The organism is Mucilaginibacter sp. P4_C11 (assembly GCF_056402115.1).
In genome coordinates this window covers 134919-160803 of record NZ_JBFUIA010000006.1, presented here as the reverse complement: position 1 = coordinate 160803, position 25885 = coordinate 134919, and the positions used below count along the sequence as shown (strand labels likewise).

Sequence of the window (25885 nt, the reverse complement as noted above, 5' to 3'; positions counted from 1 at the left end):
ATTCAATATTAATAATAACGCAAATTTAAGGATATGACAGTCAGCAAGGTAATTTAGATGGTGTATTTTTTACACTTTACATTGATATAACATTTTCAGGTTAAGTCTAAGTCGTAAGTCCTAAGTCTGAGTTGTCATTTTTGACTTAAAACTCAAGACTTTCGACTAAATACTTGCCCCACATCCTCAAAGCATTAAAACTTAATACTCAAGCTTAACGTTCCTCGGGTTGGGTTTTGAGGCGCCAGGCGGAACGACCAGTATTTTTCGTTGGTCAGGTTATCCAGCTTAAAGCCTATGCGGTATTTAGGCTTATCGTAAAATACCGTGGCATCAATGGTAGTATATGATGGGATAACAAATTTAAATGTTTGTGTATTGGTTTGGTACGATTGGCTGCCGTAGTTGCCCCCTACCCCGGCGCCCAGGCCCTGTAGCCCGCCGCTTACAATACGATAACTCATCCACAGGTTTGCCAAACGCGCGGGGCCGGCGTTGGCCGGGCGTAAACCTTGCAGGCCGGTACCTGCGGCGGCGTTTGTTATTTTACTATCATTATAGGCAAAGCCTGCAACAATATTAAAGCCTTTAAACGGATTGGCAATCAACTCCGCTTCGATACCTTTGCTTAGCTGTGTACCTGCCTGGGTCGAAAAGCCGGCGTGCGCGGGGTCGTCCATGGTGGTATTGGTTACCGAAATATCGTAGTAACTCACTGTCGAGCTGATTTTATGATCCCAGACATCAACTTTTATCCCGCCTTCCCACTGGTTGGCATATTGCGGCTTAAATGGGGTATTATCAAAACTGGTGGCACTTACGTTGTTAAACCCATTCATATAATTACCAAATAACGATACCTGCCCTTTAACCAGTTCGTAAACCATACCCAATTTGGGCGACCAGGCCGTTTGCTTAAAATTGCCCGTTATTTTGCCATCGGCCGGCGTATAAGCGCCTTTGTTATCAAACCTGTCAATACGGATGCTGGCCATGGCGTTTAACCTATCGGTAATGTTAAATACGTCCGATACATAGGCCGCATATGAGCTTTGGTTATTCTGAACGTAATCGCTGGCTTTAGGCGTAGCTGCCGCAACCAGTGCCGAAAGTTTATCGGCAGTAAAATTGTTGTACGCCGCTCCCGGGTCAAGGTAGCTTATAGCGGGCATGGTTACGGTAACATTGGCATTATTGCTTTTTTGGTTATAATACTCCACCCCGGCCACAATACGGTTACGGAATTGCCCGATCTTAAAATCGCCTATAAAATTTTGCTGAACGTTGGTTATGTAGTACGGGTAATCTTCTTTGGTAGCCTGCTGTTTTATCTTTTTTACACTATCAACCAGGGTTAACAGGGTAACAAACCCCTTGGTGCTCGAGTAGGTTTTATTAAACATGGTCTGCGATTTCCAGTTATCTGATATCTTGTATTTTATCAGCCCGTAAACGTCAATTTGCCTGCTCAGGTAATCAACACTGTTATTGGCGAAGGATCGTTTGTAGTCAATCCCCAGGTCTTTAACATTATATATCTTTCCTTTGGTATCCGGTGCCAGGCGGTAGGCCGATGTCGCATTTGAATTGCCTATTTCTAAATTTAAATCAACCGATAAACGATCGTTTACGATATAGGTAATGCTGGGGGCCACAAAAAAGCTGCGGTTAAAACCGGCATCCTGAAAGCTGTGCTCGTTATGCAAAGCGGTATTAACCCTAAACAATACGGTTTTATCTGCATTTAGGGGCAGGTTTACATCGGCAGTAAGCCTGTTAAGGTCAAAGCTACCGGTTTGGTAGGCAATTTCGGTGCGGGCGGTTTCAAAGGGTTGTTTGGTAACCCGGTTAAACAAACCGCCAAACGATGCAAGGCTGCTGTTAAATAAGGTACCGGTGGGGCCTTTAATGGCCTCAATCTTTTCAATATCCGCCGGGTCTATACTGTTAAAATTATAGCCGGCAACACTGTTACGGATAAAATTGCCGGTTACAAAACCGCGCGACAACAAGGTTGTGCGCCCGTTGTTATATACCAGCGGAACGCCGGTACCCGGAATATTTTTAAATCCATCTACATAACTGGTTACCACCTGCTCTTTCATCAGTTCGCTGGTAACTACACTGTACACTTGCGGGTTCTCAAGGTTTTTGAGGGGCAGGCGGGCAACATCTTCGGTTTCCTTTTTCAAAAACTTGTTGTGCTTGGCGCTTTGTATGTAAACCTCCTGCAATTGCTTCCCGCCTTCGCTCAAAACAAAATTTACAGTAGTGGTTTCGCCGGCGGTTACGATTATCTGCCTGGTTTGGGTTTGCAGGCCAATAAAACTGGCAACCAATGTGTAGTTGCCTGGTTTAATATTTTTAATGATATAATGACCACTTTGCGTGGTAACCTCGCCCTGGCTGGTTTCGGTAATGGTAATATTTACATATTCCGCGGCTTTACCGTCGGCTGTTTTTACTGTTCCTTTTACCGCTCCGTTTGATGCAACCTGGGCAGATACCCGGCAAGAAATTATAAGGAGCGCAAAGAAAGAGGCGAGTTTTATACCGTTGAAGACTTTTAATAAAACGGGGCGGAATTTAATAGATGTTGAGGGGCAGGTAGGGGTAAAATGCATAGTTTTACTTAAATAATAAATTTTAACAGATTGTTATTTGCCCGGTATGAAGTTTGGCGACCAAGTGCCGGGCTATTTTTTGTGCAAAGTTATTTTTATTTAGATTAATTACGAATAAGAAAGGAAACTAATTAGCATATCTAATGTATCGTGGTTATTTTAGTAAATTCCACTATGAAAATTTTGCCCGCGTTAAGGGAATTTAAGTACCTGCTGGTCTTCACATTTTTAGTTGTCGGCAGTCATTTAAAGGCCCAGGAAACCTACACCATAAAAGGCACCGTGCGCGATGATACCGGCCCTTTGCCGGGGGCAACCATTTTCCTTACGGGTACCAAAGCCATTACAGCCTGCGATAATGATGGTATATTTCACCTTGATCATGTTTCGCCGGGGCAGTATGTTTTGGTGGCCAAAATGATTGGGTTCGAGCCGCTTTCCATGCCGGTTGTTGTTAAGAATCACACAGTACAACTGGGCCTGGTTTTAAAAACCAATACTAATAAACTCAAAGAGGTTATCATTACTGCCGATAATAATTGGGAAGAGCATTACCGGGAGTTTAAAAAATGGTTCCTGGGTACCACCCTAAATGCCGGCGATTGTGATATTTTGAATCCCAAAGTATTATTTTTCCACTACGATAAGCAGAGCCTTACGCTTACGGCAAGCGCCGATGAGTTCCTGATCATTCAAAATAAAGCCTTAGGCTATCGCATAAAATACCTGTTAACCAATTTTGAGTACGATAACACCAATAATATTCTACGGTACCAGGGTTATCCGTCTTTTGAAGAAATGCCCGCTAAAACCGATAAGGAAGCAGCCCGATGGAAAAAGAACAGAGAAACAGCTTATAACGGATCTATCATTAATTTGATGAAAGCCATTTATAACGATAAGGTTTATGAAGCCGGCTTCGAGATTTATAAACTGCTGCATAAGCCGCCCATCGGCACAAAATATAGCAATGAAAACCGCATGACCTTTGATGACCACCAAGTAACGGTCGATTCGCTGGTGACGCCTGCTGCCGATAATTTAAAAAACTTCACGTTTAAAGATGCCTTGTTTGTGGTTTACACCAAAGAGCGCAACCCCGCAGGGTTTGAAAACAGCGGATTTAAAATTGAGAGGCCCGTACGGGCAAAATTCCCTAACGGGCAAATGTCGATGGTTAACCTGTTGGAAAACAACATAACTATTGATAGCCAAGGCAATTACAGCCCAACCAATGGCCTTTTATTTGAAGGCTTTATGGGATGGGAACAAATTGCCGATTTAACGCCGTTGGAATTTGGGAAGGAAGAAAAATAAAGCCATATTTAGATCTCTATATAAACCAAAATGTTAAAAAAAGGCGAACACATTGAAGGTACCCCAACCGAGCTACAGGTACTGCTTAACCAGGAACCCGAGGCTATGGAGTTTTTTGAAAGCCTATCTAAATCATACAAGCAGGGTTACTGCGATTGGGTAGGCTCGGCAAAGCAGGAAGATACACGCAAAGTGAGGGCCGATAAGGCAATGATCATGCTTCGGAATAAGCAAAAAACGTTGAAGACTTAAGATGCGATCATCCTTGATAATCTGTTTAAAAACCGTTAACATCTTTAAAGATTAACAAATGTTGTATTTGGGATCCTGGTTAAGGTGCGGCCTTTTTATTACTCTATGTATCATTGCCCTCACATTCAGTTGCCAACAAAAGTCAGTTGAGAACGGCTCCATTGTTAAAATCGAATCAGATCTGAGCAATTTTGGGGTAGAATCAGAATGGTATCCGTCAATCCATTGCCTGATAAACCTGGCAAATAATTCAAGTAGCTGTAAAAAAACCTACGATAACTCTAAGTACAAAGATTCTACTTATTCGTTAAATAAAAACGAAATGCAACAAATTGACAGGATACTCAAGCATACTGATTTAAAAAAATTGAAAAATAAATATTCTGTTAGCGTTCCAGATCAGCCCAAATCGATAATAACGTTTTATACCGCTACAGACAAAATTGTAATTGAAGATTATGGATTACAGGGAGAATATCCTTTGCAGGACTTATATAAAATAATTTACAAGTTCTGACCAATATGCCACTTATACCCCACATCTGCACCACCTGCGGCGTACAATACCCTCCATCGGCCACGCCGCCATTAGCCTGCAAAATTTGCGAAGACGACCGCCAGTATGTAAACCCAAAGGGACAAAGCTGGATAACGCTTACCGGTTTAAATCAGCGCTATAAAAACGTAATTGAGCAGGTTGCCCCAAATTTGTATGCCATTTATACCGGGCCCGCTTTTGGTATAGGGCAGCGTGCCCACCTGCTGATAACGCCAAACGGTAATATTTTATGGGATTGCATCAGCAATATTGACCAGGAAACTATTGCCGAAGTGAATAAACTTGGCGGCATCAAAGCCATCGCCCTATCGCACCCGCACTATTTTACCACGATAGTGGAGTGGAGTAAAGCCTTTGGCGATGCACCTGTTTACATTAATGCACTGGATGAAGAGTGGCTTTGCCGGAAGGATGCACCATTACATTTATGGGATGAGCAGGAAATTACCTTGTGGGACGATATTAAATTGATACGCAGCGGCGGTCACTTCCCCGGAGGCAGCGTTTTGTACAGCCCGCAAAATGACGGCCTATTGTTAGTTGGCGATGTGATACAGGTAAGTCCCGACCTTAAATCGGTATCATTTATGTATAGCTATCCCAATCTTATCCCACTGCCCAAAAAGGATATTTTGCAAATACAGCAATCCATCAGTCACCTTAAATATCAAGCCATGTATGGTGCTTTTGGTCGTTATATTTTAAAAGACGCTATGGCGGTGATGGATTTTTCGGTAAACAGATACCTGCGCATTTTTGAAGAGTAATGTTTTAAACCAGCCTTATTTCTGAAACCCATATTGCAGGTGCTCATACATATCCCCCACAAAAAGCCGCTCGTCCATCACCTTAAAACCCAGGCTGGTATACATAGATTTTGCCTTGGGGTTATTTTTGCTAACCAGCAGGCCTGTGGTGAAATACCCTTTATCAGCTGCATATTCGGCAAATGCTTTAATGAGCTTTTTGCCTATCCCCTTACCCTGGTGACCGGGGAATACGCTTAGGCAATCAATATAATATTCGCCGGGCTGAGTTTCGTCTTCCACCGGTTGTTCAAAGCCGTAAGTTGCTTTAATGTATTGCAAAAACGGCCCCCTTAATGCGGCCAGTTTAGCACCATCATAACCGATGATCATGCCGCAAAGGCCGGATTCATCCTGGTAAACTAAAGCATTTTCATAACTGTATTGATTGCCTGTTTTACCGGTGAACAGCTCAAAAAGGGAACCGGCCTCGTTTACATCCCTACCATTTACAAATTTCGGCGCGAGTTCACCCATGGCAAGGATAATGAGTTGGCTTAGCGTGGGTGCGTCTGCGGCTGTTGCGGACCTTATCATATCGTAAAGTTAGTTAATATAACCACCGTACAGTAATATGCTTGAGTGAACATCTTATATAAATATATTTGTTATATAAATCACATTTGCCTTTGTGTTAAAAAAGGGAGGGAAAGTGCGATTCTTCTCTCGGGAACTAAAATAATTGCAGGGCGTTTACCTGAACGCGGGAGGCGCAGTTATGTGTCTCTACGGAAAAAATGCGCACCTTTTCATTTCTTGTTGTAGGTCAAGTTTCGCCAACCAATGTCACCGTACTTTTGATGTAAATAAAACAGCAACTCATAAAATAATCGACATCATGGAAAATACAGTAAACGGCATTCACCACATTACAGCAATAGCAGGCAATGCCAAACGCAATTATAATTTTTATGCCAATGTACTGGGTTTACGCCTGGTTAAAAAAACAGTAAACTTCGACGATCCTGAAACTTACCATTTATATTATGGCGATAAAGAAGGTACGCCCGGTACTATCCTTACTTTTTTCCCCTGGGAAGGTATTACTGCAGGTCGCAGGGGTGCACGCCAGGCTACCGAAATTGGTTACTCGGTTCCTGAAAACAGTTTTGATTTTTGGCTGAAACGTTTTGATGCCAACAATATCATATATAACAAGGTATCCGAAAAATTTGGTGAGCCATACCTTACCGTTTTAGATCCCGACGGCTTAAAACTGGAACTGATAGCTTCAAAAACTGCCGATAACCGTTTACCATGGGAAACTACCGATGTTAAGGCCGAAAACGCCACCAAAGGTTTCCACAGTGTAACTATCACTACCAATAAAATGCAGCCTACTGCCGATATTTTAACCGGCGTATTTGGCTACCGTTTACTGGAGCAGCACGTAAACCGTTACCGCTTTATTACCGATGCGGTTGAAAACGCCGCCATTGTTGACCTGGTTGAGGTTGCCGGCGAAGTTGCTGGCCATGTAGCCGGCGGATCGGTTCACCACGTTGCATTCCGCGTTAAAAACGAGGAGGTGTTGATGCAATACCGCGAGAAAATTGCCGCCCTTGGTTTGCATATCACCGATAAAATAGACAGGAACTATTTTTACTCGCTGTACTTCCGCGAACCAGGTGGTGTATTGTTTGAATTGGCTACCGATAATCCCGGTTTTGCTGTTGACGAACCGGTTGACGAATTGGGTACCCATTTAAAATTGCCTGCTCAACACGAAAGGTTCCGCAGCACTTTAGAGAAAACATTACCTCAATTATATTGATCATGTACGCACATCAAAAAAACTATATAACCACAGGCACCCCGGCAACCGAAGCCGGGGCCGCCCTGGTCATGATTCACGGCCGTGGCGGCACTGCCCAAAACATTGCCAGCCTGGCCGATAGCTTAAATGTGCAGGGTATGGCCATTTACGCCCCGCAGGCAACCAATAATAGCTGGTACCCCTACAGCTTTATGGCAGGTGATAAAATGAACCAGCCGGCTTTAAACTCGGCTTTGGATACAATAGATCAACTGGTGCAACAGATTAAAACTGACGGCATCTCCGAAGAAAAAATTTATTTCCTCGGATTTTCGCAGGGGGCCTGTTTAACGCTGGACTATATTACCCGCCATGCCAAAACATATGGCGGTGCCATGGCGTTCACCGGCGGCCTGATAGGCGAGGTCCTCGACCTTAATAACTACCAGGGTAATTTTAACGGGACACCCGTACTGATAACCACCGGTAACCCCGACCCGCATGTACCATTAACAAGGGTTGAGGAAAGTGTTGCCATCATCAAAAATCTCGGTGCTGATGTAACCCTTAAAGTATACCCCGGCCGGCCGCATACCATCACCCAACAGGAGATTGACCTGGCCAACCAGCTGGTATTAAATAATTATTGATAGTTAATAGCTCCGTTAAACTTCCGTGTTTAATACACCGGAAGTTTAGCGACATGGCTATAACCAAGCCTTATCTATGCAATCAATACCGATTCGGCCAGGGCTATAAAATATTCTGCACCATAAATTAAAGCTTCGTCATTAAAATCATAAGCCGGGTGATGCAGCGGCATCGACTTTTCGCCATTGCCAATCAAGGCAAAATTGCCAGGTACATGCTTTAAAAACTGCGCAAAATCTTCAGATACCGTTACCGGTTTAAAGCTGCTATCAATATTACCCGGATCAAATATTCTGGCGGCGGCTCGTAACGCCGCTTTTGTGCAATGGTCATCGTTAATAAGCGGGATAAATTCGTGGGAGTATTTTACCTCCACGATGCAATCATAAGCCAATGCGGTACCGGCCGCCAACCGTCTCATTTCGGTTTGGATGGTTTGGCTCACTTCGGGCAAAAAGCTGCGGGCGTCACCTTTTAATATTACCTGGCCAGGTAAAGCATTGCGGGTGCCGTTGGTAATAAATTCGGTGACAGATACAACGGCTATATCGGCAGGGTTTACCCGCCGGGAAACGATAGTTTGCAAATCCATCACCAGCGAGCTGGCTGCTACCAGAACCTCGCGCCCCGTATGGGGGCGCGATGCATGGCCGCCAAGGCCGGTCAGTGTAATTTCAAAAAGGTCTTCGGCCCCCATAAGCGGCCCCGCGCAGGTGGCAAAATGCCCAACCGGCAAGCCCGGCCAGTTGTGGATGCCATAAACAGCATCAAACGGAAAGCGTTGCAGCAGGCCATCGTTAAGCATGGCCAGCGCCCCCTGGCCCCATTCTTCGGCTGGTTGAAAAATGAAATATATGGTGCCGTTAAACGTGCTTTCGGTTGCCAGCCATTTGGCAGCGCCTAAAAGCATACTGGTGTGCCCATCGTGTCCGCAGGCATGCATTACGCCATCGTTCTTTGATTTGTAGGGATAATTGCCTTGCTCGGTTATGCGCAGCGCATCCATATCGGCACGCAACGCTATCGATGTTGTACCGGTTCCTTTTTTTAGCGTACCAACTACACCGGTGCTGCCTATGCCTTCGGTTACGTCGTCCAGGCCAAATTCGCGCAGCTTGGCAGCTATAAAGGCAGCGGTTTGTTGTTCTTCAAAACCAAATTCGGGGTATTGGTGTAAATCCCGTCGCCAGTAACACATTTCTGTACGCAATGCCTGCATATTTAAACTGCTCATTTTTTGACGTTGATGAATGCAGGTTAATGATTTACGCCGCCCGCAAACTGCTTTTCGCCGGCTTTTACGGCTAAAGTTAGCCGGTTTTCATCGGGCGGTTTAGGGCAGGAGTAATTGGGACTGAATGCGCAATATGGATTATAGGCTTTATTAAAATCGACAACCAGCGCAGCACCTTTAAAATCAGTTGTCTTAAGATCGATGTACCGGCCGCCTCCATACGTTTCCTGTCCGTTGGTATCATCGGTAAAGGGCACGAACAAATAATTGCTGAACATAGGGTTTTGCGACAAGTAAATACTTTTGTAAACCGTAAGTTCCATCGGCTTGCCCTGCAATATGAATTTCAGCAGGGCATATTTAACGTACTGGCTGCCTGTTCCATGAAAAACGGGCATCACAAAATTGGTTTCGTTGCTTAGCAGCGTTACTTTACAGGTAACCCGGTAAGTGCTGTCGGCATCGTAAAAGCGCAGGTTTTTAAGGTCGTCCTTTTTTAATGGCGAGTGGGTATCGGTCAAAAAATCGTTCATATAACCCTGGCGAAACTGGTCTATTTGCGCTTTATAGTCCTGCGCAAAACAGTTGAGGCCGGTCATAAAAAGCAGGATCAGGAGGTATCTCATAAGTGTGTATATCATTGCCTTAATAGTTAACGGCAATATATAAAATTACAATACTTAATACCGAATGAAATGAAAGAAGCAGTTTAATTATTGAGGGATAATGCCTGGCTGTAATCCCCGGTTGTTGCTTTTTGTTTATCGGCGACTATTTCGTTTTGCACCGTTTTGCTGGTAAATATGGCAACCCCAAGGTCGGCCTTGTACTGGTACCGTAACGAAAGAGTTAGCAGGCTCGAATTCCAGTTATAAATATCTGAGTAGTTATCGGGCTTGTCGGTAAACTGGCCATACATGCTGATGAATTTTTGTAAAACTTTATACGCATCCGTTATTTTAAAAAACAAGTAAATATTCACAACCTTATCTTTATAAGCGCGGATGCCTACCATGTCAAGGTTTAAGCTATCGCCCAAAGTCAACACATTGGGGTCATTATAAGCATATTTTAAGCAACTGTCGGCATCAACACGGCCATCGCCATCAAGGTAGGATAAGTTAGCTGTTTGGAGGTCCTTAATATCAGCGCCTAAAACAACATTGTTGCCGGGGCCGTTATTTAATGTTAAGTACGTTATGGAGCCCGTTTTAAGCGACTGGGCATTTGCCATAAACCACTGGCAGCTTATAATGATAAATAGGGCTATTTTGATCCCTGAAATAGCCTTATGGTAAATTCTTTTTTCCATATCTCTCCACCTTGCGTATTGATGGAGAGACAAGTTTGATACCGAATTTTAATCGGCACGTCATTTTGGTTAATTTTTGATTAAATTGCAAATAAAGTGTGCCACAAAAACAGAACATTGCAACTATTTACAATCGCTCCGTTCTGTTTTAAGTACAAAAATTTCCTACTGGTTAAAAAAATGTCTGAAATATTATGCAGCTTTATTTTACGGCCCATTCATGAATACCGGCCGAGTTATCAACCGGAAGCTGGATTTCCATCCGCAAAGCGGTAGTATTTACCGGCTCAAAACTTACCGTGTTAAAGTTATCTTTGCCAATGGTATAAGGCGTTGTGTTTTTAACCGGCACCCATTGCCCATCTTTTTTATACAATATTTTGTACGATGCCGGGATACGGCAACCGCCCCATGGTCCATCATCAAACCAATACACTTTTGATTCGCTTACGGTATGCGCCGCGTCAAAATCGTACTGTACAAATTCAGTGGTATCCTTGGCAGGCCACCAGTGCATGAAGGGGAAGCTGTTATCGTTGGAGCTGGCCGGTTCATACTGGTCTTTGATAGATGCAAACATCTTTTTATTTTTTAATGATGCACTTACTTTACTGGTACTTGCAATGGTAGGTGCCGGTTGCGGTCTGGATGCTGATGCCTCGTAAGGGATCCAAACCGTCATTTCGCTTGGCCCGCGGTTAGCCCAGGCATAGTAGGGAATGGCTTTTACCTGCTGGCTGGTTTCGGTAAGCTTATTGCTGTTGAGCTGTCTCTTGGTGCTTTTGCCATCGGCGTTAATTACATCTACACCGTTTAACAGGTCGGCCTGGTAATTGGCGTTTGCTATGGCGTTTTTATCTATCATGATGTTTTGTACCAGGCTATCGCGGTTATCCGGACCTTCCAGGCAATAAACAATAGGGCCGCGCTCGAAGGCAAAACGGTCCCGGTCATCTTTTACTTTTTGGTTGGCTAACACCTTTTCGGTTTCCATAGGCAGGTTAAGGCTTACCTTATCGCCTTTTTTCCAGCTGCGTTTTAGTACGGCGTAACCTTTTTCGGTTACAAATGAGGTTGCTTTGCCATTGAGAGATAACACGACAGGCAGCTGTACTTTATTCATAAACGAATATAAATCGCCGGGAACAGGCTGCTGTTTAGCCCATCCGGGGATGCGTATCCTTAGGGTAAATGCTGTTGTTTTTACCGGGTTAACGGTAATATCAACTTTGCCTTTCCAGGGGTAATCAGTTGTTTGCACAATGTTTACATTGCCCGATGTTAGTTTAATATTGCTTGTGTTGCTCATGAACAGGTTAACATACAGGTCGTTTTTGTTTTTGGCATATACATAGCCCGGTAACGATGGCAAAAAGCGTGTCATGTTACTGATGCAGCAGGCGCAACTTATCCAGGCGCTGCGCTGGTGCTGGTTCATGGATGCCAGCGGGTTGGGGTAAAAAAAGCGGTCGCCACTAAGCGAAACGCCCGAAAGCAGGCCGTTGTACAGCGTACGCTCCAGCACATCAATATATTTAGCATCGCCGTGCAGTAAAAACATGCGGTTGTTCCAGTAAACATTGCCAATGGCCGCACAGGTTTCGGCATAGGCCGACATGTTGGGCAACTGGTAAGCATCGCCAAAAGCTTCGCCGTTGCCGGTTGCGCCAATACCGCCGGTTATGTACAATTTTTTGTTAACCACATCGCCCCAGATATCATCAATGGCGCTCAGGTATTTGGTATCGCCGGTTAAGGCTGCAATATCGGCCATGCCGGTATACATGTAGGCCGCTCGTACAGCGTGGCCTTCGGCCTCGTGCTGGTCAACCACTTTTTTATTGGCCTGATTGTATGAATCGCCTTTGGGGCCGCGTACATCCAAAAAGAATTTGGCCAGGTCAAGGTATTCTTTTTTACCGGTAACGCGGTACATCTTGGATAGGCCTATTTCCACGATCTGGTGGCCGGGGTACTCTTCAATTTTACCGGGTCCAAAGGTTTTTACCAGCAAATCGGCGTTTTTTATCGCGATATTAAGCAAAGTACGTTTGCCGGTGGCCTGGTAATGGGCAACGGCGGCTTCGTACAGGTGCCCGCAATCATACAGTTCGTGGCTCAGCACCTCTTCGTTCACCCAGCGTTTGTCGCCTATCCACTCGTGTGGTTTTTTGGCGTTTACGGTGCGGAAGGTATATAGGTAACCATCAGGCTCCTGTGCGGCCCCAATAATGCCAATGAGGGTATCGATGTACCTATCCAGCGCAGGGTTCTTTTTATTTTGCATGGAATATGATGCTCCTTCGATGGCTTTATACACATCGGTATCATCAAATGGGAATTCGCTTAACTTATCGCCATCCAATTGTTTGGCGGCGCGTAAAAAGTTGTCCATTCGGCCATTCTTTTTGCACTGCGCAAGTACGTAAGGGATAGTTACATTGGCATTTACCGTCATTTTAGGCTCCCAGAATTTATCGTTTACGTGCACACTGGTAAATGCCACGGGTTGAATAGGATAATCTTTTTGCTGGGCAAATAAGTTGCTGCTTAAACCTAATACCGATGCCGAAAGCAGGCAGGCTATTTTAATTTTATGGGTCATCATATGTTAGTTTTTTACCATGCGGCTGCCATATACCGGGCCGGCACTGTTATCTTTTTTAGGTAATAATTTAACGCTTACTTTTTGCTTGCCTTTGGTTAACTCGATGGGGATCAGGTAACTGATATCGTAAAAACGGCTCTCTTTATACTTGTTTAAATCCTCGGTTGCTACTTTTGTGCCATCTATCATAATGTCAAATGTGCGGCCGCGGTTATCCATGCCCCAATAGGTGTTAATGAGTGTGCTTTGGACATGTGCGTCAACCTTCATATCAAAGGTAAAATAGCCACCGTTCTCTGTCGACCGCCATTTCTTTTGATGGTCCTCGCCGGTGGTAGTGTTTTCGCCGGCAAAATTATGGTCGCGCTCGGGCTGCATTTCGCCTATGCGTAAAACATCGGTAGTGTGGGCTTCCAGCTCCTGTTGCTTTTTCTTTTGCTCATCATAAGCTTTTTGCTGTACTACCCAGGCATCCGGTGTAAATACATCCCAATAAACCGAGTAATATTCATCCTTCGTTTGGTTAAAGGGCATCAGCTTTACTTCGCCGGGTTTTGAAACGTTGTCGGTACGGAAGCTTAACTGCGTTTTATCAACCATTTGCAGCCATTTGTTGGGATCGGTTTCGCTGGTTACAAAAACAGGTACCCCCTTTAATGGGTCGGGTTCGGTGTTACCTAAAACACCGGCTAATAATACCGGGCCATAAAATATGGCGCGCCTGTTGGCATTATCGGGCATGGCCTCGGTATATAAACTCTCGGGAGTGGTAAACGTTATTTTATCGTTGTTAACCCATTTACGGTTCAATACAAAATAGCCCTCCGCATCAGCAGTTAGCTGCTGTGCTTTTCCATTGATGCTGATAGCAGGGTTAGTTGCCCATTTGGGCTTGCGGATGCGGATAGCAAATGTAGCTGGTTTTGCAAGGGTGATGGTATAGGCCGTTTGATCGGCCGAAGGTAAATTGCCTTCCTGTTTAATGCTCAGGCCTTTCTGTTTCCAGCTTAATACCGATGGTATGAACAGGTTGATATAAACACTGCCATCGGCTCCCCTAAAGTAAATGCTTTCGTTATACTTTACATGGTTTTCCATGCCCGAGCCTACGCAGCAGGTAAAATCATCAAAGGGGGTACTGTAGCTTTTTTTACCGCCCATGCGCAGCGGCACAAAATAACATACCCCGCCTGTTTCGTGGTTTTGCGATGCCAGGATGTGGTTGTACAAACCCTTTTCGTAATAATCCATCAACCTTGCCGAAGGCTCAACCGCAAATAAATGGCGGGTAAGCTTTAGCATATTATAGGTGTTGCAGGTTTCGGTAGTGTTTTCGGTAAGCTTGTCATTTAGTTTACCCGGCTCGGTAAGGTATTCGTAGTTACTGTTGCCGCCGGTTGCGTAAGAGTGAAAGCCGGTAACGGTTTCCCAAAAGAAATCGGCTATGGCTTTATCCTTTACATCGCCGGTAAGCTCATACCTGCGGGCGCTGGCTATTATTTTAGGTATCTGGGTGTTGGAGTGTTTGCCGGGCAATATGTCGTTTTTTTGGGCAAGCGGATCTAATATGCGCTTGTCGTAAAACTTGTACGATAGATCGAGGTATTTTTTGTCGCCGGTTATGGCGTATAAGTTAGCCAGGGTTTCGGCCATGCCGCCATACTCGCAAAGCAGCATTTTCTGCAGCTTGTCGTCGTCAAGGTTTTTGATGGTTTCGCCTGTCCAGTTGGCCATGCCCTGGCATATTTTAAGCGCCTGTGTATTGTTGGTATATAAATAGGCATCCAAAAGCCCGGCCATAACCTTATGTACTGTATACCACGGCGACCAGCCGCCATTTAAATCGAACCCACGCGAGCGGATATCGCCTTTAGCTACTTCGGCCCAAATGGTATCTTCTTTAGGTATAGCGCCAACATAACCGGTTTTACGCGCCACCTGGCATTCGTTCAACTGGCTAACTATATAATTTGACCGTTTTAAAAACTCCGGGTCGCGGGTTGATGCGTAGTGCATGGCAATGGCCGATAGGTAGTGCCCCAAAGTATGCCCGGCCAGGCCCGAGTTTTCCCAGCCATCGTATATTTTCCCTTTAGGCTGTAAGCCCGAGTGCGAGCGGAAGCCTGAAAGTAAACGATCGGGCTCAATAGTTAATAAATAAGCGGCATCAACTTGCATGGCCTTTTTAAAAGGACTCTCTAAAAGCTGTACATCCTTTAAGTCGAAGCTATAGGCTTTAACCGGGACAATGGGTTTTACTTTAAAGCGTGTATCGTTCCACTCGGGTAAATAAGATTGTGCCTGCGTTTTTTCGGCAGCAATAAAACAGACAACAGCGCAGCAGCTTATTTTAAAATACTTGTTTACAAACATTAGCATAAGGTTAATACTATAAATTCAATTTATAAAATTACCGGGATGAAATGAATGTTTATGGATAATAATTGGCAGGTTTTAGCCGGATATTAGCCCTTTTTATGTGGCGTTGACATTTTTGGGGTTTTATTAATGTTAATAGTAAAATAGCCTTAATTGGCGGGCTTTATGTAATAATTACAATTTATTAATGCCATTGTAATAAGAAAGTTAATATATGGGCAGCTTTGGCAAAATTTTGTAAAAAATGCAGTGTTGGGGGCAAATAGATTTACATATCTGAAAATCAGGTTGTAGATAAATAGATTTTAACCCCAAAACTTTAATTTATGAAGTTGAAACAATTACTAAAAAAGTTCATTTTACCTTTAGTAACACTGTTTGTATTTTGCATTAACGCTAATGCGCAAACAGTTACCGTAAAAGGAAAAGTATCTGACGATAAAGGCTTACCCCTCCCAGGTGTCACTGTCAGGTTAAAAGGCACCAATAAAGGTGTAAGTACCAATGTAAATGGTGCCTATAGCATTAGCTACCCGGGTACCGGCACGCTTATCTTTTCGGCCATTGGGTACATTCCAAAAGAAGTTAAGCTTACCGGCGAAACCGAGATTAATGTTGTGTTGCCCGAGGATAACAAATCGCTTAGCGAAGTGGTTGTTACCGCACTTGGCATAAAGCGCGATAAAAGGGTATTAACCTACAGCAGCCAGGAAGTAAAAGGCGCCGAGCTGGTTCAGGGAAAAGACCCTAACATTGTTAATGACATTGCGGGCAAAGTTTCCGGCGTGCAAATCACCAGTTCATCCGGCAACCCCGGCAGCTCAACACGTATTGTTATACGTGGCGCATCGTCATTTTATGGCGATAATAACGCGCTGATGGTTATTGACGGTATCCCGGTTGATAACAGCGAAACAGGCAACCTTAACTCCGGCCCTGGTACAAGCAGGATTGCCGATTTGGACCCTAATATTGTGGAAAGCATCAACGTGTTAAAAGGTGCCGCGGCAACTGCGTTATATGGTTCGTTAGGTGCCAATGGTGTTATCATCATTACTACCAAAAACGGCAAGGCAGGTCAAAAGGCCACTATCAATTTCTCGTCAGATTTTTCGTCAGAAAATCCTTTACTGCCCCAAATCCAGAGTAAATATGCCCAGGGAACAAACGGGCAGTTTTATGATGGTACAACGCTAAAAACCAGCACCTCATGGGGCCCACTGATGGATACCCTGAAAATAAACGGTCAGGCTGCAAAAAAATACAATCAATCGGACCTGTTTTTTAAAACCGGCCATACTTATAACAACGTAGTGAGCATTAATGGCGGCGGCGAGGCCTCCAATTATTACATCTCCTATTCAAACTTTAACCAACAGGGTACAGTGCCAACAACGTCGTTTTTGCGTAACAGCATATTTGCCAAATACGGTGCGCAAATACTGCCAAACCTGACCACTACTTTCCAGTTAAATTATACCAACTCAAAAAATGACAGGTTACCCGAAGGTTATGCGTTGGAAAGCCCGGTATGGACAATTTTTACCGCGCCTATATCATACAACCTGCAGCCTTACGAAAATGCCGACGGCACCCAGCGTTTGTACCGTTACTCCAGGAATAATCCTTACTGGGTGCTTAACAATATATCTAACAAATCGGCCGTAAACCGCTTTATGCCAACCTTCACGGCAGATTACAAACCGCTTAAATGGCTGACTATAACCGAGCGTTTTGGCGCCGATGTGTATACCGAGCAGGATAACTATCATGAATCGGCCCAATCGGTATCAAACCCTAATGGGCGTATCGTGGTTAATAATGCCAATTTCAGGCAGATTAATAACGACCTGATTGTGACCGCTAACCACCAATTTGGCGATTTTAATATCGATGGCATCCTGGGTAACAACATCTTCTCGCAGTATACCGAAGATTCTTATGCCAATGGTGTAGGCCTTTCTGTAGCCGATTTAAATAACATCAGTTCGGCATCAACAGTTAGTTACTCAGAAAATCATTACCTGGTACGCAGGATTGGTTTTTACCTGCAAACGAACATCGATTACAAAAAATTCCTGATATTATCATTAACCGGCAGGTACGATGGCAGCTCGGTATTATCAACATCCAATAATTTTTACCCTTACGGATCGGCAGCCACCAGCTTTATATTTTCTGAGTTCTTTTCTAAAGACTTTCAAGAGATCATGAACCTGGGTAAGTTCAGGGTATCATACGCTACCGTGGGTGGCAGTAACGTAGGTGCTTATTCGCTTACCACACCTTACTATAGCCAAACTATCCGCAACATTACTTTCCCTTACCAGGGCCAGTCTGGATTCTTACTAAGTTCAACTTTGGGTAACCCTTTCCTGAAAAACGAAAGGATAAACGAGTTTGAAGCAGGATTTGAAACGGGCTTTTTTAACAACAGGATAAGCCTGGAGGCATCTTACTTTGCCAAGAAAACTACCGATGGTATTATCCCGGGTGTAAGTATTGCGCCATCAACTGGTTATAGCGGTACAACAGTTAATACGGGCGTAATGCAAAACAAGGGCATTGAGTTATTGCTAAATGTAGTACCAATTAAAACTAAAAATTTTAACTGGACCATGACCCTTAACTTTACCCGCACCCGCAACAAAGTGCTTAACCTGTACGGCGATTTGCAGCAATTAGGCAATGGTTTTACATCGCTTATTGTAGGCCAGCCTTATGGTATTATTTATGGAACACGTTACGCCCGCAACGCCCAGGGCAAATTGCTGATAGATGCCAACGGCTTACCTTATGCTGATGATACACAAGGTATAATTGGCAATACCAACCCCGATTGGACAGGCGGCTTTAGCAACAACCTGCGCTACAAGCAGTTTAACCTGAGCTTCTTTTTTGATGTTAAAAAAGGCGGCGACATCCAGAATAATGTTGACGGCTACGGATACTTTTACGGAACACCAAAAGTTACCGAGAACCGCGGCCCAAGGGTGGTTGACGGTATAAGTGCAGCAACAGGTCAGCCGAATACCATATCTGTTAATGGCCAGGCTTATTACCAGCGTATAAATGGTATCACCGAATCGGTAATACAGGATGGTACCTATATTAAATTGAGAAATGTGAGCGTGGGCTATACCGTAAAACCAGTTTGGTTAAAAAGCACGCCTTTCAAATCGCTTAATTTTAGTGTAACCGGTCGTAACCTGTGGATTTACGCGCCGCACTTTACCGGCGGCGACCCGGAAGTAAGTTCATTTGGTGCATCAAACGGATCGCAGGGTATTTACTCCTTCTCTACCCCAACTTCCCGCTCTATCGACTTTAGCTTAAAATTCTCACTTTAATCCATTTATCAAACAAAAAAGTATCATGAAAAAAATATCAATGATTTTAATGTCATGTATCCTGATAAGTGCTTCGGGGTGTAAAAAATATATCGACGTAAATCAAAACCCTAATCAACCTATTGATGTAGCCGAAGCCCAGATCCTGGCACCTGTTGAACTGGATATATCGTCAAGCCTGTATGCGGGCAACGTGGCCGTAATTGTGCAGGAGTATATGCAGGTGGCGGCCCTTAACCAGGTAGCGCCAAACGCAGGCACTTACCTGATGTATAACTCAGATATGGATGGCGATTGGACCAACCTTTACGTAACCTGCCTAAATAACCTGGCAACACTAAATAAAAAAGCTACAGCCGACGGTAAATCAAATTATGCAGGTATAGCTAAAATACTAACCGCATACTGCCTTGGCACTGGTACCGACCTTTGGGGAGATGTTCCTTATTCGCAGGCGTTTAAAGGAAGCGCTAACTTTACACCGGTGTATGATGCCCAAAAAGACATTTATACCCAGATACAAAATTTACTGGATGCCGGTATTGCCGATATTGCCAAAAACAGTACTGTAAGCCCATCTGGCGACGACTTTTTTTATGCCGGCGATATGAGCAAATGGAAAAAATTGGCTTACACCTTAAAAGCCCGTTATTACATGCATTTAACCAAAGCACCCGGTTACACGGCTGCCGCACAGGCCCAGCTGGCGCTTACCGCTTTAACAAACGGCATGCAATCAAATGACGATGATTTAAAAATGGCTTATACCGGCGCGGCCGGCGGCGAAAACCCATGGCAGCAAAACTTCATATCGGCCAGTACGGTTGTGTTGGGCAGTACCTTTGTTAATGGTTTTGCAACCCGTAGCGACCCGCGCCTGAGTGTTATGGTAGCTCCTGCTACGGCAACAGGCCTGTATACCGGACTGGGGCAAGGTTTAAATACCATTGGCCAGCTGGAAGATTACTCGCGCCCCGGCGATTTTTATGGTGCAACAGGTGCCACCAACTATATTGTAAATTATTCTGAAGCATTGTTTTTAAAGGCCGAGGCTACATTGATAACATCGGGCTACGCAAGCGCAGCCCCTGTTTACCAAAGCGCGGTTTTATCGCACATGACAAAGCTTGGCGTAAGTACAGCTAACGCCAACACGTACCTGGCCTCAAGAGCATTAACCAGCAGCAATGCCGAGCAGTTGATCATCGAAGAAAAAGGTATTGCCAACTTCCTTTCGCTGGAAAATTTTACCGACTACCGACGCACCGGATATCCTGTTTTGCCGGCAGTGCCAAACGCGCTATCGGCTATACCACGCAGGGTATTATATCCGCAGGCCGAAATTACATCAAACCCACAGCCACAGCAAACAGCTAAGCTTACAGACAGGCTTTGGTGGGATGTTAAATAATTTGCCCACAATAGCATAACTATTACACCCGTATTCCTTAACAGGATGCGGGTGTTTTTGTACCTGGCTATTTTGGTTCTCAAAGTATCCGGCCCATTCAATTTCTTCCCAAAAACTGCCGTTTCTGTCAAATTTATTTTAATTGTTCGCGATACAATTAATTTACTCAATAATGGCGCAAACGCATGATTGATAGTTATAATGAGTATTTTATTATTGTATAAATAACATTTAATATTGTTGCTGAAATGGTTAAAAAAGGCATTATTGGTTACGGTTTTAACAGCTTCATCTGCATGAAATTAACAGATGATAGCAGCATTTTATCCGTTTAGGGTCAATTGTTGGTTTTTAGAGTTAAGTAATTGTAAATTCAGGGAACATTAACAATCGTTCATATGAAAGTTTTACAATTTACTATCCCTGTACCCCATGATAAGAGTGTGATAGCAGAAAAAGTTTCTCTTCCATACCATTATCCTTATTTGCACCGCCATAAAGAAATACAGATTACCTGGATCCAGAAAGGAGAAGGAACCCTGATTGCCGGCAACAACATGCACGATTATTCATCGGGCGATATTTTTTTACTGGGCGCCAATTTACCGCATGTGTTTAAAAGCAACCCCGAATATTTTGTAAGCGGCGGCGATAAACAAATTGAGGCTATAACTATTTTCTTTAACCCCGAAGGAACCTTAGCCCCGCTGTTTGATTTACCAGAGCTAAAATCGAGCAAGATGTTTTTGCAGCAGCACCAACAGGGTTTTAAATTACCCCATAGTGCTTCTGACAAGGTATCACAAACCATGATAGCTTTACGAAATGCCGGTGGCACAGATCAGCTAGTTCAGTTTTTTAACCTGCTTAAGGCGTTGGTGAATATGAAAACAAAGCTCGATCCTTTATCAACCTATGGCAACCTGCCCGGTATTACCGAGAATGAGGGGATCAGGATAGGCAATATTTACAATTTTATTATGCAGCACTATAGCGAGCAAATAACGCTGGAGGATGTTGCCAAAGTAGCCTTTATGACGCCCGAATCGTTTTGCCGGTATTTCAAAAAGCATACCGGGCATACCTTTATATCGTTTTTAAACGAGATACGGGTAAACGAGGCCTGCAAAAAACTAATAGCCCACAAGTTTGAGAGTATTAATACTGTAGCTTACAAATGTGGTTTTAAAAGTATCACCAATTTTAACCGGGTATTTAAATTTGTAATAGGCAACTCGCCCCGCGGCTACCTTGATTCATATAATAATAACCTTGTAAGCCTGAGCAGGGCGGCAAGCTAACATACCCCAGGCAGGGTCAATTAATTCGACAGTCTTAAAGCTTTAAGACTTGCACTTTTTGCTTTAAGCTTTTAAATAAAACAGCTAACTTACCATAAAAAAAAACAAACTGTGTTTACCATCACAAAAACAACCACCACCTTTTTTGCTGCAATTTGTTTAACAACCTGCTCATTGGCGGGCAAGGCGCAAACGGCTACCGCTAACAACGCCCTTTATGAGCAAACCAGCGAAATGGCGGGCACCATCATCCGTTACGGGCAGGATGTTAATGCCATTAAAGATTTTTACTCGCCTTATTATGTCAACGAGCATAACGAGGATGAGTATAAAATGAGTGTGCTTAATTCGCCCGAGCAACGCAAAAGGCTGGTTGAGATTGATAATGATTATCTGAAGCAACTACAACAAGCCGATTTTGAATCGATGAGCATTTATGGTAAAGTAGATTATATTTTACTAAAGAAACGCATCAACTTTGACCTGGGCGATCTGAAAAAGGAAGAGGAACAGTACAACCAGGTTGCCAAATACCTTTCATGTGCCGATGGTATTTACGCCCTGGAAAAGAAACGCCGCCACGGCGATTTTATGGACGGCGAAAAAGTGGCGACCGAATTAACCGCCATACTGAAACAATTAAAAGCCGATACCGCGGCATATCATAAACTTCCCAGCCTGGATATGCCATTGGCTCGCATTACTAAAGAGGCGCTGGCAGGCCTTAAGGGGCGCCTAAGAGACTTTTATAGCTTTTACAATACATACGATCCTGCCTTTACATGGTGGGTGCCCGCGCCCTATAAAGCCCTTGATGCTGCCCTTGGCAAGTACAGCGATATAGCTTTAAGCAAAGGCAAAGTGATAACAAGCCAAAAGCCCGATAGCAGCGGCATAAAAGGCGTGCCCATTGGCCGCGATGCCCTGATAAGCCAGTTACAGGCCGAGATGATACCCTATACTCCTGAAGAACTGATCCAACTGGCCAATAAAGAATTTGCCTGGTGCGATAAAGAAATGTTAAAGGCATCGCAGGAAATGGGGTTCGGCAGCGATTGGAAAAAAGCATTGGAGAAGGTAAAAAACAGCTATGTTCCGGTAGGTCATCAGCCAGAACTGATTGTGAAATTATATAACGATGCTATCAGCTTTATTAAGGAGCGTGACCTGATCACGATACCGGCATTGGCCGAAGAAACCTGGGGCATGACAATGATGTCGCCCGAACGACAATTGGTTAACCCGTTCTTTTTGGGTGGTAAAGAGATCATGATATCGTACCCAACCAATAGTATGGAAGCGCAGGATAAACTGATGAGCATGCGCGGCAATAACCCTTATTTTTCGAGGGGAACAGTACAGCATGAATTAATACCCGGCCATAACCTGCAATATTTTATGAACAGCAGGTACAAAGCCTACAGGCAGGATTTTGTGACCCCATTTGGGGTAGAAGGCTGGTCGTTATACTGGGAATTATTACTGTATGATAAGGGCTTTGCCAAAACTCCCGAAGAAAGGGTAGGGATGCTATTTTGGCGTATGCACCGTTGCGCCAGGATCATCTTCTCGCTCAACTATCACCTGGGTAAATGGACACCACAGCAATGTATCGACTTTTTGATTGACCGTGTAGGGCACGAAAAGGCCAATGCGGCAGGCGAAGTAAGGCGTTCTTTTGAAGGGGGCTACAGTCCGCTTTACCAGGTAGCCTACCTGCTGGGCGGCCTGCAAATTATGGAGCTTAAAAAAGAGATGGTTGATAGTGGTAAAATGAGCTACAAGCAATTTCATGATACATTTATGAAACAGAACCTTATCCCTATTGAAATGATGCGGGCCACATTTATTAACCAGCCATTAACCAGGGATTTTGCCACCAGCTGGAAGTTTTACGATTTTAATAAATAACAAAATGCCGCCCGGTTTTAACGCCGGGCGGCATTAAAAATATTCATCAATTTCATCTGTCTCCAAATGCGATACATTCGTTTTTGTTTGTTGCTGGTTTTTGCAGCTAACTTTAGCTATGCCCAAAAACCGGCGATTACGCCATATTTGCCAACCCATCAACAAATGCTGCAGGCCTATGCCAACGCCGACAGGTTGGATTCTGCCTGGAAAAAGATCCCGGTTGTAACCAACATCAGGCCCAACTGGCAGGCAAACGGCAAGCAATTTTGGTATGACAAGCGCGCAGGAGCCGATGGTACCGAATATTACTTTGTTAATGCCGAAAAACAAACCAAACAAATGGCCTTTGATACCAAACAAATGGCCAATGCTGTGGCTGCCGCGTTAGGTAAACCTGTACCGGCAAATAAACTACGCATCGCGACCATGTTTTATGGCACCGATGAAAAGCAGGTTACTTTTAAAACCGGCAAAAACTGGCTCAAATGCGATTTAAGTAACTACCATTGCGAAAAAACTACCGATACCGTTTTTAAGGATTACGACCCGACCGCCCCGCTGCAAAAACGCACCTATCGCTGGGAGGCTAATGTTACCGATTCGGTTTCGCCCGATAAACAATGGACGGCTTTTATCAGGAACGGGAATTTGTATGCCAGGGCATTAAAGGGCTCTGCCGAAATACAGTTTACAACTGATGGTACAAATGATAAGCCGTATGCCGAAATCTCATGGTCGCCGGATAGTAAGCATTTGGTGGCTTACCTTACCGATCCTAAAAAAACAAAGAAGGTATACTATGTATTAAGTTCGGTACCCGGCACCACAAGGGGGCAGCTCGAATCGCATGAGTACGACCAGCCGGGCGATGAATTTACATCGTACCAGCCTTTTATTTTTAACATAACCGATAAAAGCAAGCTACCCGTTGATGCCGAAAAGATTGATTTTTTTGGAGCGCCCATACTGCACTGGCGCAATGGTAACAGCCGCTTTTACACTTATGAAAAGGTTGACAGGGGGCATCAGCGGTTCCGGGTTATTGAGGTGGATGTACAAACAGGCAAAACCCGCAATATCATCGAGGAGAAAACGAATACTTTTATTTACGAGCAAAGGCTGTATACATATTATTTGCCCAAAACGCATGAGGTAGTATGGATAACCGAAAAAGATGGCTGGCGACATATTTACCTGGTTGATGAGCTTACCGGCAAAGAAAAGCTAATTACCAAAGGCAATTGGGTGGTACGGGATATTGATAGCGTTGACGTAAATAAAAGGCAGCTATGGTTTACCGCCAGCGGCAAAAACACGGCCGAAGACCCCTACTTTATCCATTATTACCGTATGGGCCTGGATGGTAAAAATATGGTTGAGCTTACACCCGAAAAAGGGAATCACCGGCTTACTTTCTCTCCCGACAGGAAATATTATACAGATACTTACTCGGAGGTAAATGTTGCGCCGCGTATGGTGCTCAAAAATACAGCTACGCTGAAAACTGTTATGGAGTTGGAGCACCCTGATCTAACGCCCTTATTAAATACCGGCATAAAATTGCCCGAAGTGTTTGTAGCAAAGGGGCGCGATGGGATAACCGATATATGGGGCGTAGTTTATCGCCCTGCCAATATGGACACTGCTAAAAGTTACCCGGTAATTGAAAATATTTACGCCGGGCCGCAGGATTCATTTGTACCTAAAAACTTTGCAGCCGTTAACGAAATGCAAAGTATAGCCCAGCTTGGCTTTATTGTGGTACAAATTGATGGCATGGGTACCGCCAACCGCTCCAAAGCTTTTCATGATGTATGCTGGCATAACCTTGCCGATGCAGGTTTTGCCGACCGTATTTTATGGATGAAAGCGCTGGCGGCCAAATACCCGCAGGCTGATATTAGCAGGGTGGGTGTTTATGGCACATCAGCAGGCGGGCAAAATTCGGCAGGGGCGGTATTGTTTCACCCCGAGTTTTATAAAGCCGCGGTTTCTGCTTGCGGCTGCCACGATAACCGCATAGATAAACAGTGGTGGAACGAGCAATGGATGGGCTACCCCGTAGGCCCGCATTATGCCGAACAATCAAACATCACCAACGCTGCAAAACTACAGGGCAATTTAATGCTGATAGTGGGCGAGGCCGATACCAATGTACCACCCGAGTCCACCTATCGTTTTGCCGACGCGCTGATAAAAAATAATAAATTTTTCGATTTGCTTACCGTGCCGGGCATGGGCCACGGCGATGGCGGTGTTTACGGGCGACAAAAGAAGCGCGATTTTTTTGTAAAACATTTACTGGGTACAGATCCTCCCGCAAGGAATAGTGGCGAAACAGCATCGGCAACGGCAGGTTTTTAGGTCGGGCAAGCACGATAAGCAGAAAAGCACAGGGCATATCGCTCTGT

The 25885-nt window shown here is 44.3% G+C and carries 18 protein-coding genes; 11 read left to right on the top strand and 7 right to left on the bottom strand.

Annotated features, from left to right (window positions below):
- Positions 1-194: 194 nt before the first annotated feature.
- The gene (locus AC1DU2_RS07635; protein WP_477383592.1) at positions 195-2624 is read right to left on the bottom strand and encodes a TonB-dependent receptor domain-containing protein; all 2430 of its coding nucleotides are present in this window, start codon (positions 2622-2624) and stop codon (positions 195-197) included.
- Between the two features lie 174 nt (positions 2625-2798).
- Between AC1DU2_RS07635 and AC1DU2_RS07630 the strand changes: the two genes are divergently transcribed.
- Genes AC1DU2_RS07630 through AC1DU2_RS07615 form a run of 4 tightly spaced genes read left to right on the top strand, consistent with a single transcriptional unit; the run spans position 2799 to position 5519 of the window.
- Positions 2799-3941, top strand: coding sequence for a carboxypeptidase-like regulatory domain-containing protein (locus tag AC1DU2_RS07630; protein ID WP_477383591.1), 1143 nt, complete (start codon positions 2799-2801; stop codon positions 3939-3941).
- 30 nt (positions 3942-3971) lie between these two features.
- A complete protein-coding gene (locus tag AC1DU2_RS07625) occupies positions 3972-4193 on the top strand; it encodes a YdeI/OmpD-associated family protein (protein ID WP_477354248.1) in 222 nt (73 codons plus the stop codon).
- 58 nt (positions 4194-4251) lie between these two features.
- On the top strand, positions 4252-4710 hold the full coding sequence (locus AC1DU2_RS07620) for a DUF6438 domain-containing protein (protein ID WP_477383590.1): 459 nt from the start codon (positions 4252-4254) through the stop codon (positions 4708-4710).
- A gap of 5 nt (positions 4711-4715) precedes the next feature.
- Positions 4716-5519, top strand: a complete 804-nt coding sequence (locus AC1DU2_RS07615) for an MBL fold metallo-hydrolase (RefSeq protein WP_477354242.1) — start codon at positions 4716-4718, stop codon at positions 5517-5519.
- A 15-nt stretch (positions 5520-5534) separates the two neighbouring features.
- Here AC1DU2_RS07615 and AC1DU2_RS07610 read toward each other — a convergent pair whose 3' ends face one another.
- Complete coding sequence (locus AC1DU2_RS07610) at positions 5535-6095, bottom strand: GNAT family N-acetyltransferase (RefSeq protein ID WP_477383589.1); 561 nt, start codon at positions 6093-6095, stop codon at positions 5535-5537.
- A 301-nt stretch (positions 6096-6396) separates the two neighbouring features.
- On the opposite strand from AC1DU2_RS07610, the gene AC1DU2_RS07605 reads away from it, so the two are divergent.
- Positions 6397-7332, top strand: a complete 936-nt coding sequence (locus AC1DU2_RS07605) for a ring-cleaving dioxygenase (protein ID WP_477354235.1) — start codon at positions 6397-6399, stop codon at positions 7330-7332.
- 2 nt (positions 7333-7334) lie between these two features.
- Positions 7335-7964, top strand: coding sequence for an alpha/beta hydrolase (locus tag AC1DU2_RS07600; RefSeq protein WP_477383588.1), 630 nt, complete (start codon positions 7335-7337; stop codon positions 7962-7964).
- 74 nt (positions 7965-8038) lie between these two features.
- Here AC1DU2_RS07600 and AC1DU2_RS07595 read toward each other — a convergent pair whose 3' ends face one another.
- From AC1DU2_RS07595 to AC1DU2_RS07575, 5 genes are all read right to left on the bottom strand, one after another.
- Entirely contained in the window at positions 8039-9199 is a 1161-nt protein-coding gene (locus AC1DU2_RS07595) for a M20 aminoacylase family protein (protein ID WP_477383587.1), read from the bottom strand.
- Positions 9200-9222: 23 nt separating this feature from the next.
- Positions 9223-9825 (bottom strand): DUF1684 domain-containing protein, encoded by a 603-nt coding sequence (locus AC1DU2_RS07590; RefSeq protein WP_477383586.1) that lies wholly within the window; start codon positions 9823-9825, stop codon positions 9223-9225.
- Positions 9826-9908: 83 nt separating this feature from the next.
- A complete protein-coding gene (locus AC1DU2_RS07585) occupies positions 9909-10511 on the bottom strand; it encodes a hypothetical protein (protein ID WP_477383585.1) in 603 nt (200 codons plus the stop codon).
- A gap of 202 nt (positions 10512-10713) precedes the next feature.
- Complete coding sequence (locus tag AC1DU2_RS07580; RefSeq protein WP_477383584.1) at positions 10714-13119, bottom strand: glycoside hydrolase family 127 protein; 2406 nt, start codon at positions 13117-13119, stop codon at positions 10714-10716.
- A 3-nt stretch (positions 13120-13122) separates the two neighbouring features.
- Entirely contained in the window at positions 13123-15492 is a 2370-nt protein-coding gene (locus tag AC1DU2_RS07575; RefSeq protein WP_477383583.1) for a beta-L-arabinofuranosidase domain-containing protein, read from the bottom strand.
- 332 nt (positions 15493-15824) lie between these two features.
- On the opposite strand from AC1DU2_RS07575, the gene AC1DU2_RS07570 reads away from it, so the two are divergent.
- The 5 genes from AC1DU2_RS07570 to AC1DU2_RS07550 all read left to right on the top strand — a co-directional run bounded on the left by AC1DU2_RS07570 (position 15825) and on the right by AC1DU2_RS07550 (position 25838).
- A complete protein-coding gene (locus tag AC1DU2_RS07570) occupies positions 15825-18848 on the top strand; it encodes a SusC/RagA family TonB-linked outer membrane protein (protein WP_477383582.1) in 3024 nt (1007 codons plus the stop codon).
- 25 nt (positions 18849-18873) lie between these two features.
- Complete coding sequence (locus tag AC1DU2_RS07565) at positions 18874-20259, top strand: SusD/RagB family nutrient-binding outer membrane lipoprotein (RefSeq protein ID WP_477383581.1); 1386 nt, start codon at positions 18874-18876, stop codon at positions 20257-20259.
- Between the two features lie 398 nt (positions 20260-20657).
- Positions 20658-21560, top strand: a complete 903-nt coding sequence (locus tag AC1DU2_RS07560) for an AraC family transcriptional regulator (protein WP_477354207.1) — start codon at positions 20658-20660, stop codon at positions 21558-21560.
- Between the two features lie 111 nt (positions 21561-21671).
- Positions 21672-23471 carry a DUF885 family protein gene (locus AC1DU2_RS07555; RefSeq protein WP_477383580.1) on the top strand — a complete coding sequence of 600 codons (1800 nt, stop codon included), beginning with the start codon at positions 21672-21674 and terminating at the stop codon, positions 23469-23471.
- A 66-nt stretch (positions 23472-23537) separates the two neighbouring features.
- The gene (locus AC1DU2_RS07550; RefSeq protein ID WP_477383579.1) at positions 23538-25838 is read left to right on the top strand and encodes a S9 family peptidase; all 2301 of its coding nucleotides are present in this window, start codon (positions 23538-23540) and stop codon (positions 25836-25838) included.
- Positions 25839-25885: the final 47 nt, after the last annotated feature.